At 63.2% G+C, this 21,586-nt stretch carries 25 protein-coding genes; 10 read left to right on the forward strand and 15 right to left on the reverse strand.

Features of this window, described 5'->3' with window-relative positions; all coding sequences use genetic code 11:
* Positions 1 to 3: 3 nt before the first annotated feature.
* Both IPM89_03575 and IPM89_03580 read right to left on the reverse strand, forming a co-directional pair.
* Positions 4 to 633: a thiamine phosphate synthase gene (locus IPM89_03575; GenBank protein ID QQS54929.1), complete on the reverse strand. Its 630-nt coding sequence runs from the start codon at positions 631 to 633 to the stop codon at positions 4 to 6.
* Entirely contained in the window at positions 630 to 1,424 is a 795-nt protein-coding gene (locus IPM89_03580; GenBank protein ID QQS55770.1) for a hydroxymethylpyrimidine/phosphomethylpyrimidine kinase, read from the reverse strand. Before IPM89_03580 ends, IPM89_03575 begins: the two co-directional genes overlap by 4 nt.
* 196 nt (positions 1,425 to 1,620) lie before the next feature.
* Here IPM89_03580 and IPM89_03585 point away from each other — a divergent pair, with 196 nt between their 5' ends.
* Positions 1,621 to 1,785 (forward strand): rubredoxin, encoded by a 165-nt coding sequence (locus IPM89_03585; protein QQS54930.1) that lies wholly within the window; start codon positions 1,621 to 1,623, stop codon positions 1,783 to 1,785.
* Positions 1,786 to 1,804: 19 nt separating this feature from the next.
* Here the strand turns inward: IPM89_03585 and IPM89_03590 are convergent, their stop codons facing one another.
* Positions 1,805 to 2,620, reverse strand: coding sequence for a mechanosensitive ion channel (locus tag IPM89_03590; protein ID QQS54931.1), 816 nt, complete (start codon positions 2,618 to 2,620; stop codon positions 1,805 to 1,807).
* 12 nt (positions 2,621 to 2,632) lie between these two features.
* Complete coding sequence (locus IPM89_03595) at positions 2,633 to 3,871, reverse strand: MarR family transcriptional regulator (protein ID QQS54932.1); 1,239 nt, start codon at positions 3,869 to 3,871, stop codon at positions 2,633 to 2,635.
* Positions 3,872 to 4,133: 262 nt separating this feature from the next.
* Between IPM89_03595 and IPM89_03600 the strand changes: the two genes are divergently transcribed.
* Positions 4,134 to 4,655: an O-acetyl-ADP-ribose deacetylase gene (locus IPM89_03600; protein QQS54933.1), complete on the forward strand. Its 522-nt coding sequence runs from the start codon at positions 4,134 to 4,136 to the stop codon at positions 4,653 to 4,655.
* Positions 4,656 to 4,691: 36 nt separating this feature from the next.
* Here the strand turns inward: IPM89_03600 and IPM89_03605 are convergent, their stop codons facing one another.
* Together IPM89_03605 and IPM89_03610 are read right to left on the reverse strand one after the other, a co-directional pair.
* Complete coding sequence (locus IPM89_03605; GenBank protein QQS54934.1) at positions 4,692 to 5,033, reverse strand: hypothetical protein; 342 nt, start codon at positions 5,031 to 5,033, stop codon at positions 4,692 to 4,694.
* 195 nt (positions 5,034 to 5,228) lie between these two features.
* Positions 5,229 to 7,277, reverse strand: coding sequence for an elongation factor G (locus IPM89_03610; protein ID QQS55771.1), 2,049 nt, complete (start codon positions 7,275 to 7,277; stop codon positions 5,229 to 5,231).
* 432 nt (positions 7,278 to 7,709) lie between these two features.
* On the opposite strand from IPM89_03610, the gene IPM89_03615 reads away from it, so the two are divergent.
* From IPM89_03615 to IPM89_03625, 3 genes are all read left to right on the forward strand, one after another.
* On the forward strand, positions 7,710 to 8,657 hold the full coding sequence (locus IPM89_03615; protein ID QQS54935.1) for a transglycosylase SLT domain-containing protein: 948 nt from the start codon (positions 7,710 to 7,712) through the stop codon (positions 8,655 to 8,657).
* Positions 8,658 to 8,948: 291 nt separating this feature from the next.
* Entirely contained in the window at positions 8,949 to 9,584 is a 636-nt protein-coding gene (locus tag IPM89_03620; GenBank protein ID QQS55772.1) for a GNAT family N-acetyltransferase, read from the forward strand.
* Positions 9,581 to 10,375 carry a 1-acyl-sn-glycerol-3-phosphate acyltransferase gene (locus IPM89_03625; GenBank protein QQS54936.1) on the forward strand — a complete coding sequence of 265 codons (795 nt, stop codon included), beginning with the start codon at positions 9,581 to 9,583 and terminating at the stop codon, positions 10,373 to 10,375. Before IPM89_03620 ends, IPM89_03625 begins: the two co-directional genes overlap by 4 nt.
* Here the strand turns inward: IPM89_03625 and IPM89_03630 are convergent.
* Both IPM89_03630 and IPM89_03635 read right to left on the reverse strand, forming a co-directional pair.
* Positions 10,350 to 11,129, reverse strand: coding sequence for a class I SAM-dependent methyltransferase (locus IPM89_03630; GenBank protein ID QQS55773.1), 780 nt, complete (start codon positions 11,127 to 11,129; stop codon positions 10,350 to 10,352). The two genes, IPM89_03625 and IPM89_03630, sit on opposite strands and share 26 nt — an antisense overlap.
* 93 nt (positions 11,130 to 11,222) lie before the next feature.
* The gene (locus IPM89_03635; GenBank protein ID QQS54937.1) at positions 11,223 to 11,576 is read right to left on the reverse strand and encodes a phasin family protein; all 354 of its coding nucleotides are present in this window, start codon (positions 11,574 to 11,576) and stop codon (positions 11,223 to 11,225) included.
* Between the two features lie 229 nt (positions 11,577 to 11,805).
* On the opposite strand from IPM89_03635, the gene IPM89_03640 reads away from it, so the two are divergent.
* The gene (locus tag IPM89_03640) at positions 11,806 to 12,780 is read left to right on the forward strand and encodes a hypothetical protein (protein QQS54938.1); all 975 of its coding nucleotides are present in this window, start codon (positions 11,806 to 11,808) and stop codon (positions 12,778 to 12,780) included.
* Complete coding sequence (locus IPM89_03645; GenBank protein QQS54939.1) at positions 12,752 to 13,438, forward strand: protein-L-isoaspartate(D-aspartate) O-methyltransferase; 687 nt, start codon at positions 12,752 to 12,754, stop codon at positions 13,436 to 13,438. The genes IPM89_03640 and IPM89_03645 overlap by 29 nt, the downstream gene beginning before the upstream one ends.
* A gap of 66 nt (positions 13,439 to 13,504) precedes the next feature.
* Here the strand turns inward: IPM89_03645 and IPM89_03650 are convergent, their stop codons facing one another.
* The 6 genes from IPM89_03650 to IPM89_03675 all read right to left on the reverse strand — a co-directional run bounded on the left by IPM89_03650 (position 13,505) and on the right by IPM89_03675 (position 18,526).
* Positions 13,505 to 14,857, reverse strand: coding sequence for a deoxyguanosinetriphosphate triphosphohydrolase (locus IPM89_03650; GenBank protein ID QQS55774.1), 1,353 nt, complete (start codon positions 14,855 to 14,857; stop codon positions 13,505 to 13,507).
* Between the two features lie 70 nt (positions 14,858 to 14,927).
* Positions 14,928 to 15,362 (reverse strand): OsmC family protein, encoded by a 435-nt coding sequence (locus tag IPM89_03655; GenBank protein QQS54940.1) that lies wholly within the window; start codon positions 15,360 to 15,362, stop codon positions 14,928 to 14,930.
* Between the two features lie 119 nt (positions 15,363 to 15,481).
* Positions 15,482 to 15,901, reverse strand: a complete 420-nt coding sequence (locus IPM89_03660; protein ID QQS54941.1) for a hypothetical protein — start codon at positions 15,899 to 15,901, stop codon at positions 15,482 to 15,484.
* A 25-nt stretch (positions 15,902 to 15,926) separates the two neighbouring features.
* Positions 15,927 to 16,331: a PIN domain nuclease gene (locus IPM89_03665; protein ID QQS54942.1), complete on the reverse strand. Its 405-nt coding sequence runs from the start codon at positions 16,329 to 16,331 to the stop codon at positions 15,927 to 15,929.
* Positions 16,318 to 16,527, reverse strand: coding sequence for a type II toxin-antitoxin system VapB family antitoxin (locus tag IPM89_03670; protein ID QQS54943.1), 210 nt, complete (start codon positions 16,525 to 16,527; stop codon positions 16,318 to 16,320). Before IPM89_03670 ends, IPM89_03665 begins: the two co-directional genes overlap by 14 nt.
* A 52-nt stretch (positions 16,528 to 16,579) precedes the next feature.
* The gene (locus tag IPM89_03675; protein ID QQS54944.1) at positions 16,580 to 18,526 is read right to left on the reverse strand and encodes an ATP-binding cassette domain-containing protein; all 1,947 of its coding nucleotides are present in this window, start codon (positions 18,524 to 18,526) and stop codon (positions 16,580 to 16,582) included.
* Positions 18,527 to 18,638: 112 nt separating this feature from the next.
* Between IPM89_03675 and moeB the strand changes: the two genes are divergently transcribed.
* Genes moeB through IPM89_03690 form a run of 3 tightly spaced genes read left to right on the forward strand, consistent with a single transcriptional unit; the run spans position 18,639 to position 20,768 of the window.
* The gene (gene moeB, locus IPM89_03680) at positions 18,639 to 19,394 is read left to right on the forward strand and encodes a molybdopterin-synthase adenylyltransferase MoeB (GenBank protein ID QQS54945.1); all 756 of its coding nucleotides are present in this window, start codon (positions 18,639 to 18,641) and stop codon (positions 19,392 to 19,394) included.
* Positions 19,384 to 19,866, forward strand: coding sequence for a cupin domain-containing protein (locus IPM89_03685; protein QQS54946.1), 483 nt, complete (start codon positions 19,384 to 19,386; stop codon positions 19,864 to 19,866). The genes moeB and IPM89_03685 overlap by 11 nt, the downstream gene beginning before the upstream one ends.
* 17 nt (positions 19,867 to 19,883) lie before the next feature.
* Positions 19,884 to 20,768: a DUF1028 domain-containing protein gene (locus IPM89_03690; protein ID QQS54947.1), complete on the forward strand. Its 885-nt coding sequence runs from the start codon at positions 19,884 to 19,886 to the stop codon at positions 20,766 to 20,768.
* A 66-nt stretch (positions 20,769 to 20,834) separates the two neighbouring features.
* Here the strand turns inward: IPM89_03690 and phoU are convergent, their stop codons facing one another.
* Positions 20,835 to 21,557, reverse strand: coding sequence for a phosphate signaling complex protein PhoU (phoU, locus tag IPM89_03695; GenBank protein QQS54948.1), 723 nt, complete (start codon positions 21,555 to 21,557; stop codon positions 20,835 to 20,837).
* Between the last annotated feature and the right edge of the window lie 29 nt (positions 21,558 to 21,586).

Consider the following 21,586-nt stretch of genomic DNA (forward strand, 5'->3'; position numbering starts at 1 on the left):
TCCTCAGGCGAACAGGGTGGCGTAGCGGCGGGCGGCGGCCTGGATATCGGGCTGGCCGAACACGCCGCTGACCACCGCCAGCATATCGGCGCCGGCTTCCAGCAACAGGGGCGCATTGTCCGGCGTGATGCCGCCGATGGCGACGACCGGCACGCGCAGCACTGCCCGCGCCGCCCGCGGCAACTCGATGGGCGCGCGGATCTCGGTGGGCTTGGTCGGGGATGGGAAGAAAGCGCCGAAAGCCACGTAATCGGCGCCTTCATCGGCGGCGGCCAGCGCCAGATCCAGTCGATCGTAACAGGATACGCCAATCAGGGCGTCCGCACCCAGGCGGGCACGAGCGTGGGCGAAGGCGGGGTCGTCCTGACCAACATGGACGCCCGCCGCGCCAGCTTGCGCCGCCAGCTCCACATCGTCGTTGACGATCAACGGTACTTCATGGTGGCGGCACATCGCGTTCAAAGCCCGAACCTGGGCCAGTCGCCGGATCGGGTCGGCGCTCTTGTCCCGGTACTGAATCAGGCGGGCGCCGCCGAGAATCGCCTGCTCGACCGCGTGGACCAGCCGGTCATCGGGGATCAGCAGGGCATCGGTGATCGCGTACAGGCCGCGACAACGGCTTGGCGTTTTCATGCCGGACCTCGATGGGTGCTGGCCCAGAACAGCCGATTGGGTAGCAGTTGGCCGCCGCCAACCCGGTAGCTGGCTTGCAGCGCATGCCAGGTGTAGTCCTGGGCACGGCGCACGACGGAACTGAGCGCCGCCCATTCCAATTCCCGTCCTTGGGCGAGCAGGGCGGCGATGGCGGCGGCCAGAGTGCAACCGGAGCCGTGATGATGGCCGGGTAACCGCGGCCAGCGGTAGCTTTCCAATAAGCGGTTGTTGCCGTAGCAGCTATTGATCACTTCCCCGGTTGGTTCATGCCCGCCGGTGATCAGCACATAGCGGCTGCCGTGCCCCAGCAGCGCCATGGCGCAGGCCTCCAGCGTATCGGCTTCCGGCGCCAGCCGACGCGCTTCGACACTGTTGGGCGTCAGGACCGTGACCAGCGGCAGCAGCAGGGTTCGCACGGCATTGAGCAGCTTGAGATTGGCCAGTTCGGTGCCGCCGCCCGCCGTCAGGATCGGATCGAGCACCACCGGGATGCCGGGATAGGCGGCCAACAGCGCGTGCAGCGCGCCGGCGTTTTCAACGCTGCCGATCAGGCCGATCTTGATGGCCGCCACCGGCATGTCTTCCAGCACGGCCCGCGCTTGGGCCAGCACTTGATCCGGTTCGACCGGCAGCAACGCATGGACATTGTGGGTGTCCTGCACGGTCAGGGCGGTCACGATGGGTGCGGGGTGGCAGCCCAGACTGGCGATTGCCGTAATATCGGCCGCCAGCCCGGCTCCACCGCTGGGATCGTTGCCGGCCAAGGTCATGACCACGGGAGGAGGTGAGAGGGAAAAATCGGTCAAGTCGGTACTCCTGGCGGATGATGGATCGGGAGGTGGGTCCGATCGGCGCTCGGCAAGTGGGAACTTCAAGAATTCTAACAAACGCCACGGGTTTTTCGGGATGCGCCAGCGTGGGAGAATAGCGACCCCGAAAACATGGCATCAAGGAAAATAAAACCCGATGAAGAAGTATATGTGTCTGATTTGCGGATGGATCTATGATGAGGAAAAGGGTTGGCCCGACGACGACATCCCGCCGGGCACCCGCTGGGAAGATATACCATTAACCTGGACTTGCCCCGAGTGCGGCGCCGTCAAGGACGATTTCGAGATGGTGGAGATTTAGGGGCTCGGAGAAGCAGCGCTTAGGACGGCTGTCCGGCAACGGTGGGAAAGGACGCCAGTTCCACGCCCGAGCCGAGCAGCGCTGCCTTGCCGCGCACGGTCAGGTCGGTGACGAAGGCGAACTGCTGGCGCGGGTCGAGCGGGTAAGCCTTGAGGCGGTAATGGGTGCCGAACGGCTTTTCCCGCACGATCACGCCGATCGGCTGATCGATTTGCAGTAGCGAGCTGCTCAGGGCGACGTCGTACAACATCTGGTGGACCTGGGCGGCATCGTGATGGGGATGGAGGTAGAAGTCCGCCACGCATTGCAGGTGCTGGCTGCCGTCGTTGGCGTTGAAAATGGCGTGGTCCCACAGCTTGAGATGTGGGATATGCACGACGGTGTCGTCCGGGGTGACGATTTCCACCGTGCGCATGTGAATGGCGCGCACCTCGCCGTAAGTTCCGTTCACTTCAATCCAGTCGCCGTGCCGGTAGGGGAGTTCGTACAGGACCACGATGCCGGCGATCAGGCTACTGGCGTAATCCTTGGCGGCGAAGCCCAGCGCCAGGCCCAGCGCACCCAGCAAGCCCACCAGATTTTCGAAGGTCGGTTCGATAATACGCTGCAAAACCAGCAGGAGGGCGGCGACGATTAGCAGCAGCCGGAAGGCGGGCACCAGGGCCAGTGCTCGCAGGCGGTGGCGGCCGGATAAGCGGCCAGCCAGCGCCGGAACCAGGCGCTGGGCCAAGGTGATCAGGAGCCATGCGCCGACCGTGATCAGCAGGATTTGCACGATGGCGGTTTCGCTGATGCTGCTTAGCGCCGCTCCCAACCGGCCGACATCGTCGTTCATGATGCTCTTCTCCTAGAATCCGTCGGTCAGGTAGCCGTCATCGCGCAGGGACTGCCGGATGGCGGGATAACCCATCGGCGATATCCGCCACTCGCTGTCGTGCCGCGCGACCAGTCCGTCGGCTTCCAGACAGGCCAGTGCCGCCTTGACCGATGAGGTCGCCAGCGGCAACAGTTGGGTTAGCACGCCGCCGGTTAGGCCAGCATGCAGGAGCAGGGTGTGCAGCAGACTGGCGTGCGCGCGCAGCAGGCCTGACGCGGGCGTGGTTTGCAGGATCTGGCGCCACGGTGCTACCCAGATGGTACTGCGCCGGTCGGTTTGATCCGCATTCGCCTTCGTCTCGGAGAGCGTTTCGTCCGGCACGGTCCGTAGGCTGGCGCGCCAAATCGTATGGGCGATGCCGGGAATCCCTCGGCTGTGCGCGGCCAGAATCCGCAGGAAATCACTGGTCTCGGCGGGCTCGTCCTCCACCGCGCTTGTCGACGGCGGGAGCACGTATTTGCCGTTATCCGCTTGGCGAAAGACCAGATGATCCATTCCCGATCCGGCGTTGAAACCTTGGAGCCATCGTGCCAGTCTCGGTGGATCGAAACTCTGCGGGGTTAGCAGCGGCGGTTCTGGGCCGTTCCAGGCTTTCCGCAAAAACGCCCACGCCCAACTGTCGCAGCCGATGATGCCGCGCCCCAGGGAGTCGCCGCTACCTGCCTGGTCGAGCAGACGCCGCGCCAGCTCGAGTCCGCGGGCGTGCCGCAGGTAGCAGCGTTCCAGGTTGGGCAGCACCCAGGGGGATGGATCTTGCGTCCAATCGGTCAGCCAGGCTGAATCCTGGGCCAGGATTTGTTCGGGGCTGGGCGGGCTGATCACCCGCCATCCGCGGTTTTTCGCCCAAGCGGTCAGAATGTCGCCATTGCCGCCGTGCGGGGGAGAGATGACGAACACGCGGGCACGGGCGGGCTGCTCGGTATCCAGCCATCCGGCCAGCGCCTCATCCAGCGCCGCCGCCGCCGGTTGCCAGTCGGGCGCCGGTACGATCCGGTCGAGCTGCGCCTCGGGCACGGTCCGCAACTCGTCGTCGGTTTTGAGAGGAGGAGTCTGTGGCGAGGCCGGTTTGGGCCGGAGACGTTGCCACAAAGCGCTCAATCCTGTTTTGACGGTGTGTTCGACGCTTGCGGTGGGGACTCGATAATCCGCGATGGGAACATACTGCCAGAGTGGGGGCGCTGCCTGATCGATCTGGGAAGGGGCGGCCATATTGGGTTTGAGTCGCTGCTGCGTCTTCGGTGGGTGCGTGGGCGGCGATGGAAGCCAAATCGAACTATAAGCTTTCCTCAATGAGTGGTGGCCGACTCAGGAGCGGAAATTCCCCCCAACCCCCCTTTTTCAAAGGGGGTGCCGCGTCAGCGGCAGGGAGATTGATCTCGGCGGTTCACGCTTTCACCACTCTCAAAGAGGGTTGCTATATAAAATTCGGATGCAAGGGTATCTTGTACGAATTCGTTTGGGGAGTACCAATATGAATGCGAATCCTGGCCGAATCCAGCTGGTTTCGGACGATATTACTCGATTGAAGGTCGATGCCATCGTCAATGCCGCCAACCGTTCCCTGCTGGGTGGCGGCGGCGTGGATGGCGCCATCCATCGCGCCGCCGGACCGGAGCTGCTGGCGGAATGCCGGACCCTGGGTGGTTGCGAAACGGGCCAGGCCAAGCTGACGCGTGGTTATCGCTTGCCGGCCCGTTATGTGATCCACACGGCGGGGCCGGTCTGGCGGGGTGGCGACCAGGGCGAGCCGGACTTGCTGGCGGGCTGCTACCGCAACAGCCTGAGGCTGGCGGCGGAGCAGGGCGTCCGCACCATCGCCTTTCCCGCGATCAGTTGCGGAGTGTACGCCTATCCGCCGGATGAGGCGGCACGGGTGGCCGTGCGCGAAGTCGAGCATTTTCTGGCGACTGACGATCGGATCGAAACGGTCTATCTGGTTTGTTTCGGCGAGGAGGTACGGCAAGCTTACCAGCAGGCTTTGCAAGAGAGTTAGAGCGGCGGAACGATGGGCGGAGATACCGCCCTTGGTTTACAGCTTGATCAGCCTGACGCCGTTGACCGGCGTCAGGCGGGTGACCGGTTGTTCACGGGAAAACGGGTCCAGCTCGAAGCGATACATCAGGGTTTGCCCCTGGGTTTGCCGTTCGCTCTGAATCTGACGCAGAGCGTCGAGCAGCATGGCCGCGAACATGGCGTCGGCATGCCAGCGCTCTTCCATCGCCCTTGCCGGATGGTCGATCTGGACGGTGGGAGTGACGGCGGATGTGGGGTAATACAACAGGGCCAACAGCAAGGCGCCGGTGACCACGAGTAAGGAAGCGGGCACCAAGTAAATTTTGCGGCTTCGGATACTGCGGAATAGATGGCGCATGTTTCACCTCCGGCAACGCCGGTTTATGAAAGGTTTTGTATAACTGTGAATTAAATTCCGTACAAAACTTAGATTATAGTGAGGATATGAGTAGGACGGATGAGGGTTTTATTATACAAACTCTATAACCTAGGATAGCAGAAGGTTTTTTGCGGCGCAAGCGGGAAGTCCGCCTCCGACTGGCGCCGCGTGGGTTTAGCCTTCCTGCTTCTCCTTCTGATGGAGGGCTTGCAGTTTCTGCTGGATATCGGTCGGCACGGGATCGTAATGGCTCAGTTCGATGTTGTACGAACCGTGGCCGCCCGTCATGGATTTCAACTGCGATTCGTAACCGTCCAGTTCCGCCAACGGCACCTGCGCGTTAATGACGCTCATGCCTCGCGGCCCGGCGTCGGTGCCGGCGATGCGCCCACGCCGGCTGGACAGATCGCCGGTGATGGCGCCGACACAGTCGGCCGGCGCCCGCACTTCCAGGTTGACGATGGGCTCCAGCACGATCGGCTTGGCCTTGCCGACCGCATCGAGAAAGGCTTCGCGGCCGGCGGTGACGAAGGCGATTTCCTTGGAATCGACCGGGTGATACTTGCCGTCGTAAGCGATGGCGCGCACGTCCTGCATCGGGTAACCGGCGACCGCGCCTTCCTGCAACGCCTCGCGCACGCCCTTTTCCACCGCGGGCAGGAGCGAAGTTGGGATGGTGCCGCCCACCACCGCGCTGACGAACTCGAAGCCGGCGTCGCGTGGCAGCGGTTCGATGCGCATGAAGACCTCGCCGAACTGGCCGGCGCCGCCGGTCTGTTTTTTGTGGCGATGATGGCCTTCGGCATTCTGGCCAATGGTTTCCTTGTAGGCGATCTTGGGCGGTTTGGTTTCGACGTGCAGGTTGTAGCGCTGCTGCATCTTTTCCAGGGTGATGCGCAGATGCAGATCGCTCAGGCCACGCAATACGGTCTCCTTGGTATGCGTGTTGTGCTCCAGCGCCAAGCAGGGATCTTCCTCCAGCAGCTTATGCAGGGTGTCGGACAGCTTCTGTTCGTCGCCGCGAGTGGCGGCGTGGATGGCCAGCCCAAACAGCGGCGTGGGAAAGCGCAGCGGTTGCAGGTGGATCTGGTCCTCGTCGTGGGAGTCGTGCAGCACCATGTCGCGATGGATGTCGTCGATCTTGGCCACCGCGCAAATATCGCCGGGAATGCCGGTGGCGACCTCAGGATGCTCTTTGCCGTGGATCTGGAACAGGTGGCTGACCTTGAAGGGTTTGCGGCCGTCGCCGATAAAGAGCTGGCTGTCCTTGGTGAGGGCGCCCTGGTGGATGCGGAAAATGCCGAGCTTGCCGATAAAAGGGTCAATCAATACCTTGAACACATGGGCCACGACATGTTGCTGAGGGTCGGGGATGGCGTGGAGTTCCTCGACCGACTCGCCATCGTCCTTGAGGAGCGGTTCGGGGTTGCCTTCGGTCGGATTGGGCAGCAGCCGCGCGAATGTGTCCAGCAGATCCTGCAGACCGGCGCCGGTACGGGCCGAAACGAAGCAGATCGGAATCAGATGTCCTTCGCGCAGCGCCTTCTCGAAGGGTTCGTGCAACTGTTCCGGTTGCAGGTCTTCGCCCTGTTCCAGGTAAAGCGCCATCAGTTCCTCGTCCACCTCGACCACCTGATCGATCAGGGCGGAATGGACGGCGGCGACGCTGGAAAAGTCGCTGTCTCCGCTCGGGTTGAAGAAACAGTCCACCACCGCGGCGCCCTGCTTGGCCGGCAAGTTGATCGGCAGGCATTCCTTGCCGAAAGTTTCCTGAATCTGATCGACCAGTCCCGGCAAGTCGATGTTTTCGGCATCGATCTTGTTGATGACGATCATTCGGCACAGCCGCCGCTCGGCGGCGCGTTCCATCATCCGCTGGGTGACCGCCTCGATGCCGGTTTGAGCGTTGATGACCACCGCCACCGTTTCCACCGCTGGCAACACGGCGATGGCCTGACCGATAAAATCCGGGAAGCCCGGCGTATCGATCAGATTGATGTGAGTATCCTGGTAATCGAGATTCACCAACGCGGCGTCCAGGGAATGCTGGTGGGTTTTTTCCTGTGGGTCGAAATCGCAGACCGTGTTGCCTTTTTCCACCGCGCCCGGAACGGAAAGCTTGCCGGCATGGTGCAAAATAGCTTCCACCAGCGTGGTTTTTCCGGCTGTGGCATGCCCGACCAGGGCGATGTTGCGGATGGATTCGGTGGTATAACTGACCATCATGGCCTCCTGTTGGATTCGGTGCGGACAACCAAGCGCTTGTTGTGATGAAGCGATCCTCAATGGATAGAGCGATCGCGATAAAAATAAAAAGTCTACAGGAACAGGTGGGGTTTCTCAGCCGACCCCGTCATTATTTTGTCATGATCGCCGGGGTTGCAAACCCACTTCCCGGCGCACTCGGTACGAGGCGGCGAACGGGCCGGTTTTCTGGCGAGCAAAAGCAAAACTGCTTAATATCGTTTCCCGATAGGTTTTGTTCTTTTCGGAGGCCAATAACCACCCTGTTCGTCATACCCGCGAAAGCGGGTATCCCGTTTTTCAGCGGCGGCCTGGATTCCCGCATTCGCGGGTATGACGAAAACCTATTCAGAATTGGTATAACATGATCGAACGACGGAAAATCAGGGCCTCCTACAGGAAAATGACTTGATGAAGTTACGGCGATATCCAGGTTTCTGGGTGCTTGGACTCTGCGCCGCCAGTGCATGCGGGGCCGAGGGGAACCCGGATTGGATCAAGCTCGTCAGGGAAACCCCGGCCGTGCAGACGGAATGGGCGGCGCGCTATGAACACGGGGAAGGGGTAACCCAAGACTTCGCGCGGGCGATGCGGTTGTACTGCGCGGCCGCCCGTCGCGGTCATGTCGCGGCCCAGTATCAATTGGGCTGGATGTATGCCAACGGCCGTGGCGTGGCGCGGGACGATGTCCAGGCCGCGGCCTGGTTTCGCCTGGCGGCGGCGCGAGGCGACGTGCCGGCCCGGCGGATGCTGGCTCTGGTGGATGATCCGGCCAAAGTCAGGCGGGCAAGTTGCGTCGAACCGGTCGATCCGACCCGCCCATCGGCGCCGGCCCGCTGGGTCCGATCGGGACCACCCGCGCCGGAGCAGGCCAAGATCGAGGCACTGGTGCGGCGGATGGCGCCGGACTTCGGCCTGCAGCCCGCGCTGGTGCTGGCGGTGATCGAGGCGGAATCGAATTTCAACAGCCAAGCCCTGTCGCCGAAAAACGCCCAGGGATTGATGCAACTGATTCCCGAGACCGCCGAACGCTTCGGCGTGCGGGACCCCTACGACCCAGTGCAGAATCTGCGCGGCGGCATGGCCTACCTGCGCTGGTTGCTGGCCTATTTCCAGGGTGATGTCCGCCTGACTCTGGCGGGTTACAACGCCGGCGAGGGCGCGGTGCTGCGTTACGGCGACGTGCCTCCTTACGCCGAGACGCGGGCCTACGTCGATCGGATTACCCGCGCCTACGGCCAACTGAGGCATCCTCCAGTGGCGCCGGTGACCCGGCCCGCCTCGCTAAAACGGCCACCGGCCGATTCCGCCTCGGCGCCGGCGCCGGCGTTGCTGGTTGCGGCCCACCCACAGCCGTAGAGAACCGCCAACCTCTTCCGAATGTTTTGAACCTCCGGCTTGAACGGTCGAGTGAGTGATTGTCACTTGACTGTCAAGCAGCTTTAAAGCGCTTGCAATTCGACTGAGCTATCGTCGCTCGAACCTGCTTTATGCCGCTTGTTTCCGGAGGCCGTCTTGAACGTTCAATCGCCGCTTTACGCATCCGTCAGCCCACCGCCGCCCAAGGGGGCGTTGCAAGTCGATTTTGCCGGATCGGCGAAGGAAGTACGCGCCGCGCAGCGATTGCGCCATGAGATCTTTGTCGGGGAAATGGGCGCGCGGCTGCACAACCGCATTCCCGGCCTGGACCATGATCATCTCGACGCGTGCTGCCGCCATCTGTTGGTGCGGGACTCGCTGACCACGCGACTGATCGCTTGCACCCGCATTCTGAGCGAGGATAGCGCTCATCAGGTGGGAGGATTCTACTCGCAGGGCGAGTTCGAAATCGGAGCGGTGCTGGCCTTGCCGGGCCGCTTCGCCGAGATCGGCCGGACCTGCGTCCACCGCGATTACCGCAACGGTGTCACCATCGCCGCGCTCTGGTCGGGGATCGCGAATTTCGTGGTGGAAAACCGGATCGACTATCTCATTGGCTGTGCCAGCATCCCGCTGGGTGAAAACGGGGCGATGGCACAGGCGATTTTCTCCGAACTGGCGCCACGCTATCTGACGTCCGAGGAGTTGCGGGCGCGGCCCTTGCGGCCCTTGCCTCGGCGCGACCTGCTGGATCGCGGCGATTATCCGCTGCCGCCGCTGTTGAAAGCCTATCTGCGCATCGGTGCGCGGATTTGCGGCGAGCCGTTTCTGGACGAGGATTTCCAGGTAGCCGATGTGTTCGTGCTGTTGTCAACCCGGCAACTGGCGCGGCGTTACGCCCGCCATTTTCTGGAGCGAGCGGCGTGAGCGACGACAGAGCCTGGTCCCGGACGGGGCGCCGATTGCGACGGGTGCCGCTGGTGGCGCTGCATGTGCTGGCCGGGATCGTGGTGGCGGCGCTGTTGCGGCCGGGGCGCAACGGCATGGTGTCCGACCGGCCCCTGGTGCTGTGGAGTCGGGTGTTGTGCTGGATCATGGGAATGCGGGCGACCGTGACTGGAACCCCGGCCGGTGGCGCGGTGCTATTCGTTGCCAACCATGTTTCCTGGTTGGATATTTTTTGCATCGCCGGTGTGTGTCCGACGCACTTTCTGGCCAAGCGCGAGGTGGGGGACTGGCCGTTGTTCGGCTGGCTGAGCCGCCGGGCCGGCACCGCCTTCATCCGCCGTGGCGGCGACAACGGCGCGGGCGAGGCCGCCGAACAGTTGAGCTGGCGGCTGCGCAACGGTGGGCGGGTTCTGGTTTTTCCCGAGGGCACCTCGACCATGGGTGAAACCGTGCGACGCTTTTTCCCGCGCCTGTTTCAGGCCGCCATTCTGGCGCGTTGCCCGGTACAGGCGATTGCGCTGCGTTATCCTCATCGCGACGGCGTGCATCCGACCGTGCCTTTCGTCGGTGATGCGTCCCTGCTGCCGCATCTGTGGTGGTTGCTGGGCGAGCGCCGCATCGAGGTCGCATTGCGGTTCTGCGAGCCGCTGTCGGCGCTGGGGCGGACCCGCAACGAGTTGGCTGACCACACCCGGGCGCAGATTAGCGGGGCCTTGTCGGGAACCGATACCGCGCAGCCGCTGCTTAGCGTGCTGGCGAATCAAGGTTGACTCGGTAAAGGTCAAAACGGGTATTGGGCGTGACGATCCGCGCCGTGGGCGGCGGGCCGCTCAGGGCCGGCGCCAGCCGTGGCCGTTTCACTACCACCCGATTGCCGGCACAGGTCAGCGCCACGGCCAGCAGGGACGGCGCGTCCGCATCGTCGCCAGCCAATTGTCGCAACAGGCGCATTTCCTTCCCAACCCACGCCGATTTTTGCCGGTGCGGGTACATCGGGTCCAGATAAACCACGTCCGGCCGTTGGCTTGCCGTCAATCGGGGCAGACATTCCCGCCCGTCGCCGCTGTGAAAATGCAGTCGTTCGCGCACCATTTGCCCGATCTCCGCATCGTGGGCGGCGCGCCGCAAGCCGTCCCGCAGCAGAACGGCGACGACCGGCGAGCGCTCGATCAGCCAGACGGTGCAGCCCAGGCAGGCGAGCACGAAAGCGTCGCGGCCCAGCCCGGCGGTGACATCCGCCACGGTCGGCGCCGCGCCGCCCTTCAGTCCGATCGCTCGAGCCAGTGGCTGGCCTCGGCCGCCACCGAACCGCCGCCGGTGGGCCGCCGCTCCCGCGATGAAATCGACATAAACCGGTCCTGGGGCGTCGGAATCCAGCGTCCGCAGTTCCAGCCGCGTCGGGGTGACCACCAACAGGCGCGTGAAAGCGCTGGTGAACGGGATGGTGGCCAGGGGTAAATGCAACTCGGCCGCCAATGCGGCCGCCACGGCCAGATTCGCGGGATGTTCCGCGGCGACCGCGATCTCGGGGCTGGCGCTGAAATCCACGGCCGTCAAAGCGGGAAACGCAACCGCCGCGCCGAACGCGGCGGTTGCCGATCAGAACCGGTCCGGGGCTCAGGCCGCCTTGAGCAGCGCATCTTCCAGAGCGGTCTTGGTCAAACCGTCCATTTCGGTCTTGAAACGCGTGGCCAGATCGGACATCGCCTTGGCATCGTGCAGCATCTTCTGCTGGACCGTCTGCGCAATATCGGTCTGGCGCTTGTAGAAGCTCCGCAAGCTGTTAACGTCGTTGATCTCGGCGGCGGCTCTCATCTGGTTGATGCCGATATCCATGTAAGCTTTAAGTGAGTTCATCTGGAACAGCATCATCTTTTCGATGTTCTCAACCATCAGTTTGTTGACTTTGACCAAGGGTTCCGGCAGAGATTGCGGGGTTTCCAGTGCCTTGCTGAACAGATCGATGACCATGACGTATTCCTCGTCAGATGTGGGTGAATTTGTTGCAGTGCAATATAGCGGGATTCATGCTGCGTTGCAACATACGGGAATGAACTTTTCCGGTCAAACACCACCGACATGTAGGGAGATGAATGTGCGGAATTCGCCACGCGAAATCGGCAATGTGAACTATGCTTAATAGATAGAGCCGTGAAGCTGTCTTTCAGTTGGGGTGACGGTGCGAAAGCGAGGTAAGACCTTGAGCGATAATACGGTTTCCAGTTTATCCGCACGGTTGTGGCGGAAAGGATTGCTGCCTCATCACGACTTCGGCCCGCGCGCGCGCGCGCCGAAGCTGGCGTTGGTGGCCGATCCTCGGGAAGCCGAATTGAACGGCATATTTGTGCTGTCGCGGTTGGCGGCCTTTCTGCGTGGCATCGAGGCGGGCGAGCGGCGCGGTCTGCGCTTGCGCGAACGGGTCGTGATCGTTCCCGCGGTCGAGGGTCCGACCGGGTCCGGCGGTGGTCGCGGGCGGCGCGGCCCGAGCGTGCCGCGGGTCGCGACCGAGGCGGTGGTGGAGCTGACCCAGGCCGCCTACTATCGGGTGAACATCCGCCCGGCCAGCCCCGAGCTCGAGGATATGCCGCAGGTGTGCCTTTACGCACCCAACGGCGACGAGCGCGCCAGCGCCTGCCTGTTCGGGTTGCCGGCGGTCATCGAGCGGCCGGTCGAGGAGACCGCTCCTTCCGATCTGATGCGCGCCTGGCGGCCTTGCGGCGGCGAGAATTTCGTGATTCACGCCGGACAGGCCGGCACCTTGCAGACCGGGCATTGCGAGGCTTTGTTTCGGGCCTTGGTGGCTTTTCTCGACCGTACCGGGATTATCGGTGGCCTGCGGCCCTCCAATGAGGATGAAGACCTGCATTATTTCGGCCTGGAACAGATCTGCGTCGTACTGGCCGAGCAATCCGGGATTTTTTCCTCCAATCTGAATGTCGGTCGCTGGGTCCGCGCGGGTGAGGCGCTGGGCCATATCCACGACGGCTTAAGCGGAGATATACCGGCACCGGTGGCGGCGCCGGTGACCGGCCTGCTGGCGAGCTTGCGTCGGCAGCCGCTGCTGTGCGCGGGCGGCTTGGTGGCCCAAGTACTGACGCCGGACAGCGCGATCCAGCGTGGTTTGGCGCGACGGCTGGGAGAGCGGCATGAACGACAGGCCCGTCGAGGATTATGAAAGCGAGCACCAGCGTTTGCTGGAGCAGGTGATCGCGGAAACCCGGGAAACAGCCGGTCTGACCGGTTGCCCCAAACTGAGTGAGCCGGTGTTGCGCGCACTGGCGACGGTGCCCCGGCACCGGTTTGTGCCGCCGGCCCAGCTCGCATGGGCCTACGCCGACACCCCGCTGCCGATCGGTAGCGGTCAGACGATTTCCCAACCCTTCATTGTCGCTTTGATGAGCGAGTTGCTGGCGCTCGATGCCCGGTCCGTGGTGTTGGAAGTCGGTACCGGTTCAGGCTATCAGACAGCGATGCTGGCCAGTTTGGCGCGGCGGGTGTACTCGGTGGAGCGGATTCCCGCACTGGCCGAAGCCGCCGAACGGCGCTTGTGCGAGCTTGGGATTGCCAACGTGGAAATCCGTACCGCCGACGGTTATCGGGGCTGGGAAGAGAAGGCGCCCTTTGACGGCATCATGGTCACGGCGGCGGCGACCGAAGTGCCGCCGGCGCTGGTGCGGCAACTCAAGCCAGGTGGTCGCTTGGTGATTCCGGTGGGGCCGCGGCACCGGAGTCAGGATCTGCGCCTGGTTTGCAAGGACGAATCGGGGGTGCCGCATAGCCGCAGCGTGTTGCCGGTGGTCTTTGTGCCGCTGGTGCGGGATTGCGAAGACTGAGCTTTACTCGGCTCGTGGGGAAGGAGCGGCCATGGTCACGACCGGGGCGGCGATCGCCGAGAGGGCTCAGCCGGTCGGCAGCGAAATCCCGGTCAACTTCTTGAACAGCGCCACCGCATAGGAATCGGTCATCCCGGAGACAAAGTCGGTGATGGCCAGCACGCGGCGGTAGAGGTCGGGATCGGGGTTGCGTCCGGGGCCGGCGAAGGATTCCGGGATCAGATGGATCAGCATCCGGCTCTTGGGCGAGGCGGCCGGACCACGAGCGGCCAGGTCGTTGACAGTGGTGACGAAGGCTTCCAGCAGGCCACCCAGCACCTCAAAACCGGCGGCTTCCACCTCGATGACCGGTTTGGAAACATAAACCTGGGTCTCGCCGCACTCCTTGAGCGCGCGCATCGCGCTGGCGGTGGGGACCGCGTCCAGCAGTTCCGCCGTGAAACCGCCAGCCAGAATCACTGCCTCATTGTCCATGAAGCATTGGTGAACCTGATCGATGATGGTGCCGATGGCCTTGGCGCGCAGGTATTCGATTTTCTCCTTGGAGCGAGTGATGTGGCGCATCTTGCGCTGGGCGCGATCCGGCTCGCCGGTCAGCGGTAGCAGCAGATCGCGTACCTCTTCGAAGCCCAGTTGTTGCAGCCGAAAGGCATCCTCCACATCAATGATCCGGTAGCAGATATCGTCGGCCGCCTCGACCAGATAGGCCAGCGGATGGCGACTCCAGGCCCCCGGCAGCACCGGTTCCAGTCCCAGTTCTCCGGCGATTTCCGCGAATAGGTCCGCATCGTCCCGATAGAAGCCGAATTTCTTGAAGGCGATGCCGGGCGGGGGAATGGCCGGCAGCGACGAGGCGCACGGATATTTGGTGAAGGTGCCCAAGGTGGCGCAGGTCAATTGCATGCCGCCCGGATTGTCGGGGCTTTGCAGCCGGGTGATGATGCGAAAGCCCTGGGCGTTGCCCTCGAAACGGAGGAAATCCTGCCGTTGCGCGTCGTCCAGCTGTTCCAGCACCGTCCGGCCGGTGGTGGAGGTGGTGAACCACAGCCGGATGGCGTCTTCGCCGGCATGGCCGAACGGCGGGTTGCCGATGTCGTGCGCCAGACAGGCGGCGGCGACCACCGCGCCGAAATCCTGCGGATAAACCCGTTGCAAGCGATGGCGGCGAATCACGCTGTCGCCGACCATGGTGCCCAGCGAGCGGCCGACGCTGGACACTTCCAGGCTGTGGGTCAGGCGGGTGCGGACGTAGTCGCTTTGGGAGAGCGGGAAGACCTGGGTTTTGTCTTGCAGGCGGCGAAAGGCCGAGGAAAAGACCAGACGGTCGAAGTCGCGTTGAAAGTCGGTGCGCGCTTCGCTGTCGGGGTGTTGGCGGGAGACCCCCAGGCGGGCGCGGGAGAGCAGACGGTTCCAGTCCATGCGCGGTGGCCGGTGACGGACGATGGGCAAAGCATAGCCGACCGCCACCGGCCACGCCGGGCTTTCCGATTTAGCGAACGTGGAGCGTGATCGGCGTGGTGTTGAGGAGGTTTTCGGAAACCGGGCAGCGCCGATCGACCTCGTGCAGGAATTCTTCTTTTTCTTCCCGCGTCATATCGGCGTCGATATCCACCGTCAAGGTCAGTCCCTGGAAGCCGGTGCGATTGGCGGTGCTTTTACCCATCAGCACCTCGCCATCCAGTTCGCCTTCGACGGTGATTTCCATGCCGCGCAAAGTCAGTCTGCGCTGGGTAGCGACAATCCGGCCGATGCTGCCGATGCAGCCGGCCAACGCGACATAGAGGTATTCCAGCGGGGTTGGGCCTTGGTCGTTGCCACCAGGCGTGGGTTGATCGACGTAGATCAGGTGATCGCGAATGCGACTTTCGATGGTGAACTTGGGGCCGAGTTTGGAGGTGACCTGAAGTTTTTTTAGCGATGCCATGATGAAGCCTCTACCTGTACTTAAATGCCGCCCATCCGGGTCGGGGAATCGTGGAAAGAAGCAATCATAGCGGTTCAGCGCTAATGTTGCAGTGCGCAATTTGCTGGACAGGGCGTGGATTATGTGTCAAGCGATTTGGGTTGCTGGGTAGCGATCCAAGCGCCGAGGGGGGTGTGTTCGTCGCAGCAGGCGAGTAGTCGGCGACGGTGATAACGCAATTGTCCCGGTGCGCCGCAGCATTCGCAGACCGTGCGGGATTGGCGTTCCGCCGCCGCGCACAGGGCGTAAAGCTGCTCGTCCGCCTGATCCAGCCGGAAGCGCAGTGCACCCAGTTCCTGTTTGACCTGCACCGCCAGTGGGTTTAGCCCGACTTGCGCGGCGTGGGTGACGATGTCGGCGGCGAGTTGGCGGATCAGACCGTACCAGCCGTCCTCGCATTCGAAACCGAAGCCCATCAGGTTCTGGGTGACCGGGAGGTGGCGGCCTCGGAATAGTTCGGGGAATTCGGCGAACAGCCGTTCGGTCAGTTCGGGATTCATGGCTCGTTTTCTGGGAAACGGATTTTCACCCGGTGAATAGTTGAAGCTGCGGTTCCACTCGCGCGATCGCTTCGAAGTCGCGGTCATCGTGCAGCAACGCCACGTCATGCTCGACGGCTTGGCGCGCGATCAGGCAATCGTTTGAACTGCGTGGAGTCACGCCCGCCCAGCGGCAACGACCATACAGATGGGCGGCGGCGATATGCGTTGCGGTCCAGTTGCTGGATACGAGCAAAGGAAGGTCGGCGAAATACCGTTGCAGTGTAACGAAATGGACATCGGAACGGGCGCCTTGCAGGATTTCCTGAAGAATCAGCGGCGTCAGGGCGACGGTCGTTTCCGAATCCAGTATCCATTTCAAGTGATGGACCGCTGGCCGGTCAACATTCCGTAGCAGACCGATCCACGCCGAGGTATCAACCAGAATCATCGCCGACACGGGCCGCCTTGTAGTCATAATCGGGATCGATGAGTTCCTGACCGACCAGTTCAAGAATCCGTCGCTGTTTCTGGTTCGCCACGAACCGCCGCAAGGCGATGTCTACTGCTTCTCGCTTGGTTTTGACTTTGGCCAGCCGCATGGCTTCGTTGATGAGATCATCATTGAGTACGATATTGGTGCGCATATACACCTCCTGATGTGTATATATTAAATGCCTGAATGGATGGGAACAAGCATCAATCCTCACGCGCCAGCACCTCCAACGCCTCATGTGTTTCCAACCATGCGCTTTCGATTTCCTCCAGTTCCTTGTCTACCTGCGCCTTGCGCAACAGCAATTCCTTCAGCCGGTTTTTGTTGGCATCCTCGTACAGCGTCGAATCCAACAACTCATCGTGCAGACGGGTTTGCTCGCCGTGTAATTTCTCCATTCGCTGTTCCAGCTTCTTGACGCGCTGCTCCAGCGGCTTGCGCTTGGCCGCCGCCTGCTGGCGGCGCTCCGCCTCCTGTCGCTTCTGTTCGCGGCGTTCGATGGCGTTGCCGCCGTTGCCGCCGTTGCCGCCGTTGCCGCCGTTGCCGCTGGCGCGTGGCGTGGCGTCCCGGTTAGCGGCCCGCTGCTGTTCGTTCAGCCAGTTGCGGTAATCGTCCAGATCGCCGTCGAAGGGTTGCGCCCGGCCTTCCGCCACCAGCAGAAATTCATCGGTAACGGTGCGCAGCAGATGCCGGTCGTGCGAAACCACGATCAGCGCGCCCTGATAATCCTGCAAAGCCAGGGTCAGGGCATGGCGCATGTCCAAATCGAGATGGTTGGTCGGTTCGTCCAGCAGCAACAGATTGGGCCGTTGCCAGATCAGCAGCGCCAGCGCCAGCCGGGCTTTTTCCCCGCCGGAGAAGGGTGCCACCGGTTCCAGGGCCCGATCACCGTTAAAGGAAAAACCGCCGAGAAAATTGCGCAATGCCTGTTCGCTGGCCCGCTCATCCAGCTTTTGCAGGTGCTGTAGCGCGCTCCAATCCGGCCGCAGTTGCTCCAACTGATGCTGGGCGAAATAGCCAACAGCCAGACCTTGACCGACGGTTATCCGCCCGGCCAGCGGTGGCAGTAGGCCGGCCAGCAACTTGATAAGCGTCGATTTGCCGGCGCCGTTCGGGCCGAGCAAGCCCAACCGTGCCCCGGAGCCGATGACCAGATTCACGTTGTCCAGTATCGTGCGCTCACCGTAGCCGACGGCGACTTTCTCGACCGCCAGCAGCGGGTTGGGCAAACGCGCCGGTTCGGCGAAACCGAATGAGAATGGTGAATCCACATGGGCGGCGGCGATGCGCTCCATCCGTTCCAGCGCCTTGATTCGGCTTTGCGCTTGTTTGGCTTTGGTGGCCTTGGCGCGAAAGCGGGTAATGAAGCTTTCCAGGTGGGCCACTTCCCGCTGTTGTTTTTCATAGGCCGCCTGCTGCAAGGCCAGCCGCGCCGCGCGCTGGTCCTCGAAGGCGGTGTAGTTGCCGGTGTACAGCGTGATGCGCCGCTGGTCGATGTGGACGATGTGATCGGCGACGTTGTCCAGCACGTCGCGGTCGTGGGAGATCAGCAGCAGGGTGCCCGGATAGGCGCGCAGCCATTGTTCCAGCCACAGCACGGCGTCGAGATCGAGGTGGTTGGTCGGCTCGTCCAGCAGCAGCAGGTCGGAGCGGCACATCAGCGCCTGGGCCAGATTCAGCCGCACCCGCCAACCGCCGGAGAATTCGGCGACCGGCCGTTCCAATTGATCGGCGGTAAAGCCCAGCCCGGCCATCAGCTTGCCGGCGCGGGCGCGGGCACTGTAGCCATCGATGGTGTCGAAATGCGCATGCAGCTCCGCCTGCCGCGTGCCGTCGTGAGCGGCCTCGGCGGCGAGCAGCTCGCGTTCGATCTGGCGCAGCTCGGCGTCGCCGTCCAGCACGAATTCCAGCGCCGGTGTCGGCAGGGCCGGGGTTTCCTGGGCGACATGGGCCAGCGTCCAGCGCGGGGGCACATCGAGATCACCGGTGTCGGGGTGCAGTTCGTCGCGCAGCAGGGCGAACAGGGTGGATTTGCCGCTGCCATTGGCGCCGGTCAACCCGACTTTCCAGCCGGGATGCACGGTTAGCGACACGTTATCGAACAGCGGCTTGCCGCCGCGTTGCAAAGAGAGTTGGCGTAGGGTCAGCATAGTTGCCCAGTTTACCAGCTTGCCGGCCACAACGAGGATGCGAGGCGCGGGCCGCGCCGACTACAATCAAGCGCATCCCCTCCGGGAACCCGCATCCACTGGAATCGCAGTCATGACCGACGACGAGCTGTTGCGCTACAGCCGGCAAATCCTGTTGCCGGACTTCGATATCGACGGGCAGGAGCGGCTGCGCCGATCCCATGCGTTGATCGTCGGTTTGGGCGGGCTGGGTTCGCCGGTGGCGATGTATCTGGCCGCCGCCGGGGTGGGGCGGTTGACGCTGGTCGATTTCGACCGCGTGGATCTGTCCAACCTGCAACGGCAGATCGTCCACCGTACCGCCGACATCGGCCGGCCCAAGGTCGAATCGGCCCGCGATACCCTGCTGGCGCTCAATCCCCTGATCGAAGTGGCAACGGTTCCGAACGCCCTGGACGAGACGGCGTTGCGGGAACAGGTCCACCAGGCTGACGTGGTGGTGGACGCCTGCGACAACCTGCCGGCCCGGCTGGCGATCAATGCCGCCTGTGTCCGGGCCGGTGTGCCGCTGGTCACCGGCGCGGCGATCCGGATGGAGGGACAGGTGCTGGTCTGGCGGCCGGGCGGGGAGGGGGCCTGCTACCGCTGCCTGTACCGGGATGCGGAGATGAATACGGAAACCTGCGCCCAGACCGGCGTGTTGGCGCCGGTGGTTGGGATCATCGGCGCCATTCAGGCACTGGAGGCGATCAAGGTACTGACCGACCTTGGGGAGACGCTCGCCGGCCGACTGTTGCTGTTGGATGCCAAACGAATGGAGTGGCGGACGCTGACCGTGCGCCGCGATCCGACTTGTCCGGTCTGTGGCGGCGCGCGCCATGACCGCTGACGACTGGATCGCCCATCTGCGGCTTGCCCCGCATCCCGAGGGGGGCTATTTCCGTCGCGGCTACACCGCCGAACTCACGCTGGATCTCCCGGATCGGAACGGGCCGCGCCCGGTGGCGACCGCGATTTTCTACCTGCTGAAGGGCGGCCGGCATTCCCGCCTGCACCGCTTGAAATCGGACGAACTCTGGCATTTCCACACCGGTTCGGCGCTGACCGTCCATGTCCTCGACCCGCAAGGCGGGTACGACGCGTTCCGGCTGGGTGCCGATCCCGCCGCCGGTCAGCGCCTGCAAATCGTCGTTCGCGCCGGCTGCTGGTTCGGGGCGACCGTCGATGATCCCGCCGGTTTCGGTCTGGTCGGATGCACCGTCGCGCCCGGTTTCGATTTCGCCGATTTCGAGCTGGCCGACCGCGCCGCGCTCCTCCGCCAGTATCCCCAACATGTCGCACTGATCGAACGGTTCACCTGAACTTCAAGGAGATCTCCATGACCTTTTCCATCGTCGCCTTCGACCCCGCCAACGGCGATCTGGGCGTGGCCGTACAGTCCAAGTTCCCCAATGTGGGTATCTCCATCCCCTTCGCCAAGGCCGGGGTGGGTGCGGTGGCGACCCAGTCTTATTGCAATACCAGTTTCGGCCCACGCGGGTTCGCGTTGTTGGAAAACGGGGCCTCACCCGAACAGGCGCTGGAAATCCTGATTGGTGGCGATCCTCAGCGCGATTATCGGCAGGTGGGAATCATCGACGCGCAAGGGCGCAGCGCCAGTTTCACCGGCGCGCGCTGTTTCGACTGGGCCGGCGATTGCCACGGCGAATATTGCTCGGCCCAAGGCAACACCTTGGCTGGGTTGGGCGTGGTGGAAGGCATGAGGCGGGCGTTCGAGGAGACGCGCGGGTCACTGGCCGAACGGTTGCTGGTGGCGCTACAGGCCGGTCAGGCCGCCGGCGGCGACCGGCGCGGTCAGCAGTCGGCGGCCTTGCTGGTGAAGCGGGCCGGCGGTGGCTACGGCGGTTTCGACGACCGCTATGTGGAAATCTCGGTCTGCGATCATCCCACCCCGATTACCGAACTCGAACGGCTCTACGCCATCCACCGGCTGACCTATCTGCGCAGCGATCCCGATAAACTGGTCCGGATCGACACCGCCATCGCCAACGAACTGCAACAGATCCTGCACGCCCGTGGCTTCTACAAAGGTGCGGTCACCGGCGTCTACGACGAGGAACTGCTCCGCATTCTGCGCGATTTCATGGGGTGGGAGAACTACGACGAACGCATCCGCGACGATGACCGGATCGATCTGGAAGTGCTGGAAGACATGCGCGGGAAACACGCGCTTTGGCTCAAGCAGCCCGGCCACGCTCGCTGACCGTCGCCGGGCGTCAAGGTGGCGCGGATGCGTGCTCGGCTGGCATGGGTGGCGGGCCGGCTCGTATCATTCCCTCAAGGCGTTTTTTTCCAAGGTGTCCATGCTGACGTGGCGCACGTCCTTGCCCTTGACCAGATAAATGATGTACTCGGCGATGTTCTTGGCATGATCGCCGATCCGTTCCAGCGCCTTGATGATGAACAGCACGTTGATGGCATGGCCGATGGTGCGCGGGTCTTCCATCATGTAGGTGATCAACCGCCGTAGCGCCGACTGGAACTCCTGATCCAGGTTGTCGTCGCCCCGGGCGACGCTCACCGCCATTTCCACATCCACCCGGGCCAGGGCGTCGAGGCAGCCGTGCAGCATGTCGGCCGCCAGCTTGGCCATCGGTGTCACGTCGCGCAACAGTTTGGCGCTGGGCGGGCTGCTGACGGCATCGTAGGTCTTGATGGTCATCCGGGCGATTTTTTCCGCCTCGTCGCCGATGCGCTCCAGGTCGGTGACGGCCTTGGACAGCGACATGATCAGCCGCAGGTCGCCGCCGACCGGCTGGCGCGTGGCGATCAGGGTGATGCTGTCTTCATCGATCTTGACCTGCAGGCCGTTGATGATCTGGTCGCGGGCGATCACCTCGCGGGCCAGAGTCAGGTCCTCGTCGTCCAGGGCCTGGACGGCGTTCTTGATCTGGTCCTCGACCAGTCCGCCCATTTCCAACACCAGGTTGCGCAGGTTGGCGAGCTGTATGTCGAACTGCTTGACGGTATGAGCATCGTGACTGATGGACATCTTGGGGTACTCCCGATGGAGGGCGAGCG

The sequence above is a fragment of the Candidatus Competibacteraceae bacterium genome, from assembly GCA_016699715.1.
Taxonomy (GTDB): domain Bacteria; phylum Pseudomonadota; class Gammaproteobacteria; order Competibacterales; family Competibacteraceae; genus Competibacter.

What these genes read in the sequence shown, in the direction of transcription:
- IPM89_03605 (QQS54934.1), bottom strand. Translation starts at nt 5,033, where the DNA reads ATGCGCCATCTATTCCGCAGTATCCGAAGCCGCAAAATTTACTTGGTG.
- IPM89_03685 (QQS54946.1), top strand. Translation starts at nt 19,384, where the DNA reads ATGACCGCTGACGACTGGATCGCCCATCTGCGGCTTGCCCCGCATCCC.
- IPM89_03675 (QQS54944.1), bottom strand. Translation starts at nt 18,526, where the DNA reads ATGCTGACCCTACGCCAACTCTCTTTGCAACGCGGCGGCAAGCCGCTG.
- IPM89_03585 (QQS54930.1), top strand. Translation starts at nt 1,621, where the DNA reads ATGAAGAAGTATATGTGTCTGATTTGCGGATGGATCTATGATGAGGAA.
- IPM89_03595 (QQS54932.1), bottom strand. Translation starts at nt 3,871, where the DNA reads ATGGCCGCCCCTTCCCAGATCGATCAGGCAGCGCCCCCACTCTGGCAG.
- IPM89_03610 (QQS55771.1), bottom strand. Translation starts at nt 7,277, where the DNA reads ATGGTCAGTTATACCACCGAATCCATCCGCAACATCGCCCTGGTCGGG.
- IPM89_03575 (QQS54929.1), bottom strand. Translation starts at nt 633, where the DNA reads ATGAAAACGCCAAGCCGTTGTCGCGGCCTGTACGCGATCACCGATGCC.
- phoU (QQS54948.1), bottom strand. Translation starts at nt 21,557, where the DNA reads ATGTCCATCAGTCACGATGCTCATACCGTCAAGCAGTTCGACATACAG.
- IPM89_03670 (QQS54943.1), bottom strand. Translation starts at nt 16,527, where the DNA reads ATGCGCACCAATATCGTACTCAATGATGATCTCATCAACGAAGCCATG.
- IPM89_03600 (QQS54933.1), top strand. Translation starts at nt 4,134, where the DNA reads ATGAATGCGAATCCTGGCCGAATCCAGCTGGTTTCGGACGATATTACT.
- IPM89_03580 (QQS55770.1), bottom strand. Translation starts at nt 1,424, where the DNA reads ATGACCTTGGCCGGCAACGATCCCAGCGGTGGAGCCGGGCTGGCGGCC.
- IPM89_03655 (QQS54940.1), bottom strand. Translation starts at nt 15,362, where the DNA reads ATGGCATCGCTAAAAAAACTTCAGGTCACCTCCAAACTCGGCCCCAAG.
- IPM89_03690 (QQS54947.1), top strand. Translation starts at nt 19,884, where the DNA reads ATGACCTTTTCCATCGTCGCCTTCGACCCCGCCAACGGCGATCTGGGC.
- IPM89_03660 (QQS54941.1), bottom strand. Translation starts at nt 15,901, where the DNA reads ATGAATCCCGAACTGACCGAACGGCTGTTCGCCGAATTCCCCGAACTA.
- IPM89_03665 (QQS54942.1), bottom strand. Translation starts at nt 16,331, where the DNA reads ATGATTCTGGTTGATACCTCGGCGTGGATCGGTCTGCTACGGAATGTT.
- IPM89_03620 (QQS55772.1), top strand. Translation starts at nt 8,949, where the DNA reads ATGGGCGCGCGGCTGCACAACCGCATTCCCGGCCTGGACCATGATCAT.
- IPM89_03650 (QQS55774.1), bottom strand. Translation starts at nt 14,857, where the DNA reads ATGGACTGGAACCGTCTGCTCTCCCGCGCCCGCCTGGGGGTCTCCCGC.
- IPM89_03590 (QQS54931.1), bottom strand. Translation starts at nt 2,620, where the DNA reads ATGAACGACGATGTCGGCCGGTTGGGAGCGGCGCTAAGCAGCATCAGC.
- IPM89_03635 (QQS54937.1), bottom strand. Translation starts at nt 11,576, where the DNA reads ATGGTCATCGATCTGTTCAGCAAGGCACTGGAAACCCCGCAATCTCTG.
- IPM89_03645 (QQS54939.1), top strand. Translation starts at nt 12,752, where the DNA reads ATGAACGACAGGCCCGTCGAGGATTATGAAAGCGAGCACCAGCGTTTG.
- IPM89_03615 (QQS54935.1), top strand. Translation starts at nt 7,710, where the DNA reads ATGAAGTTACGGCGATATCCAGGTTTCTGGGTGCTTGGACTCTGCGCC.
- moeB (QQS54945.1), top strand. Translation starts at nt 18,639, where the DNA reads ATGACCGACGACGAGCTGTTGCGCTACAGCCGGCAAATCCTGTTGCCG.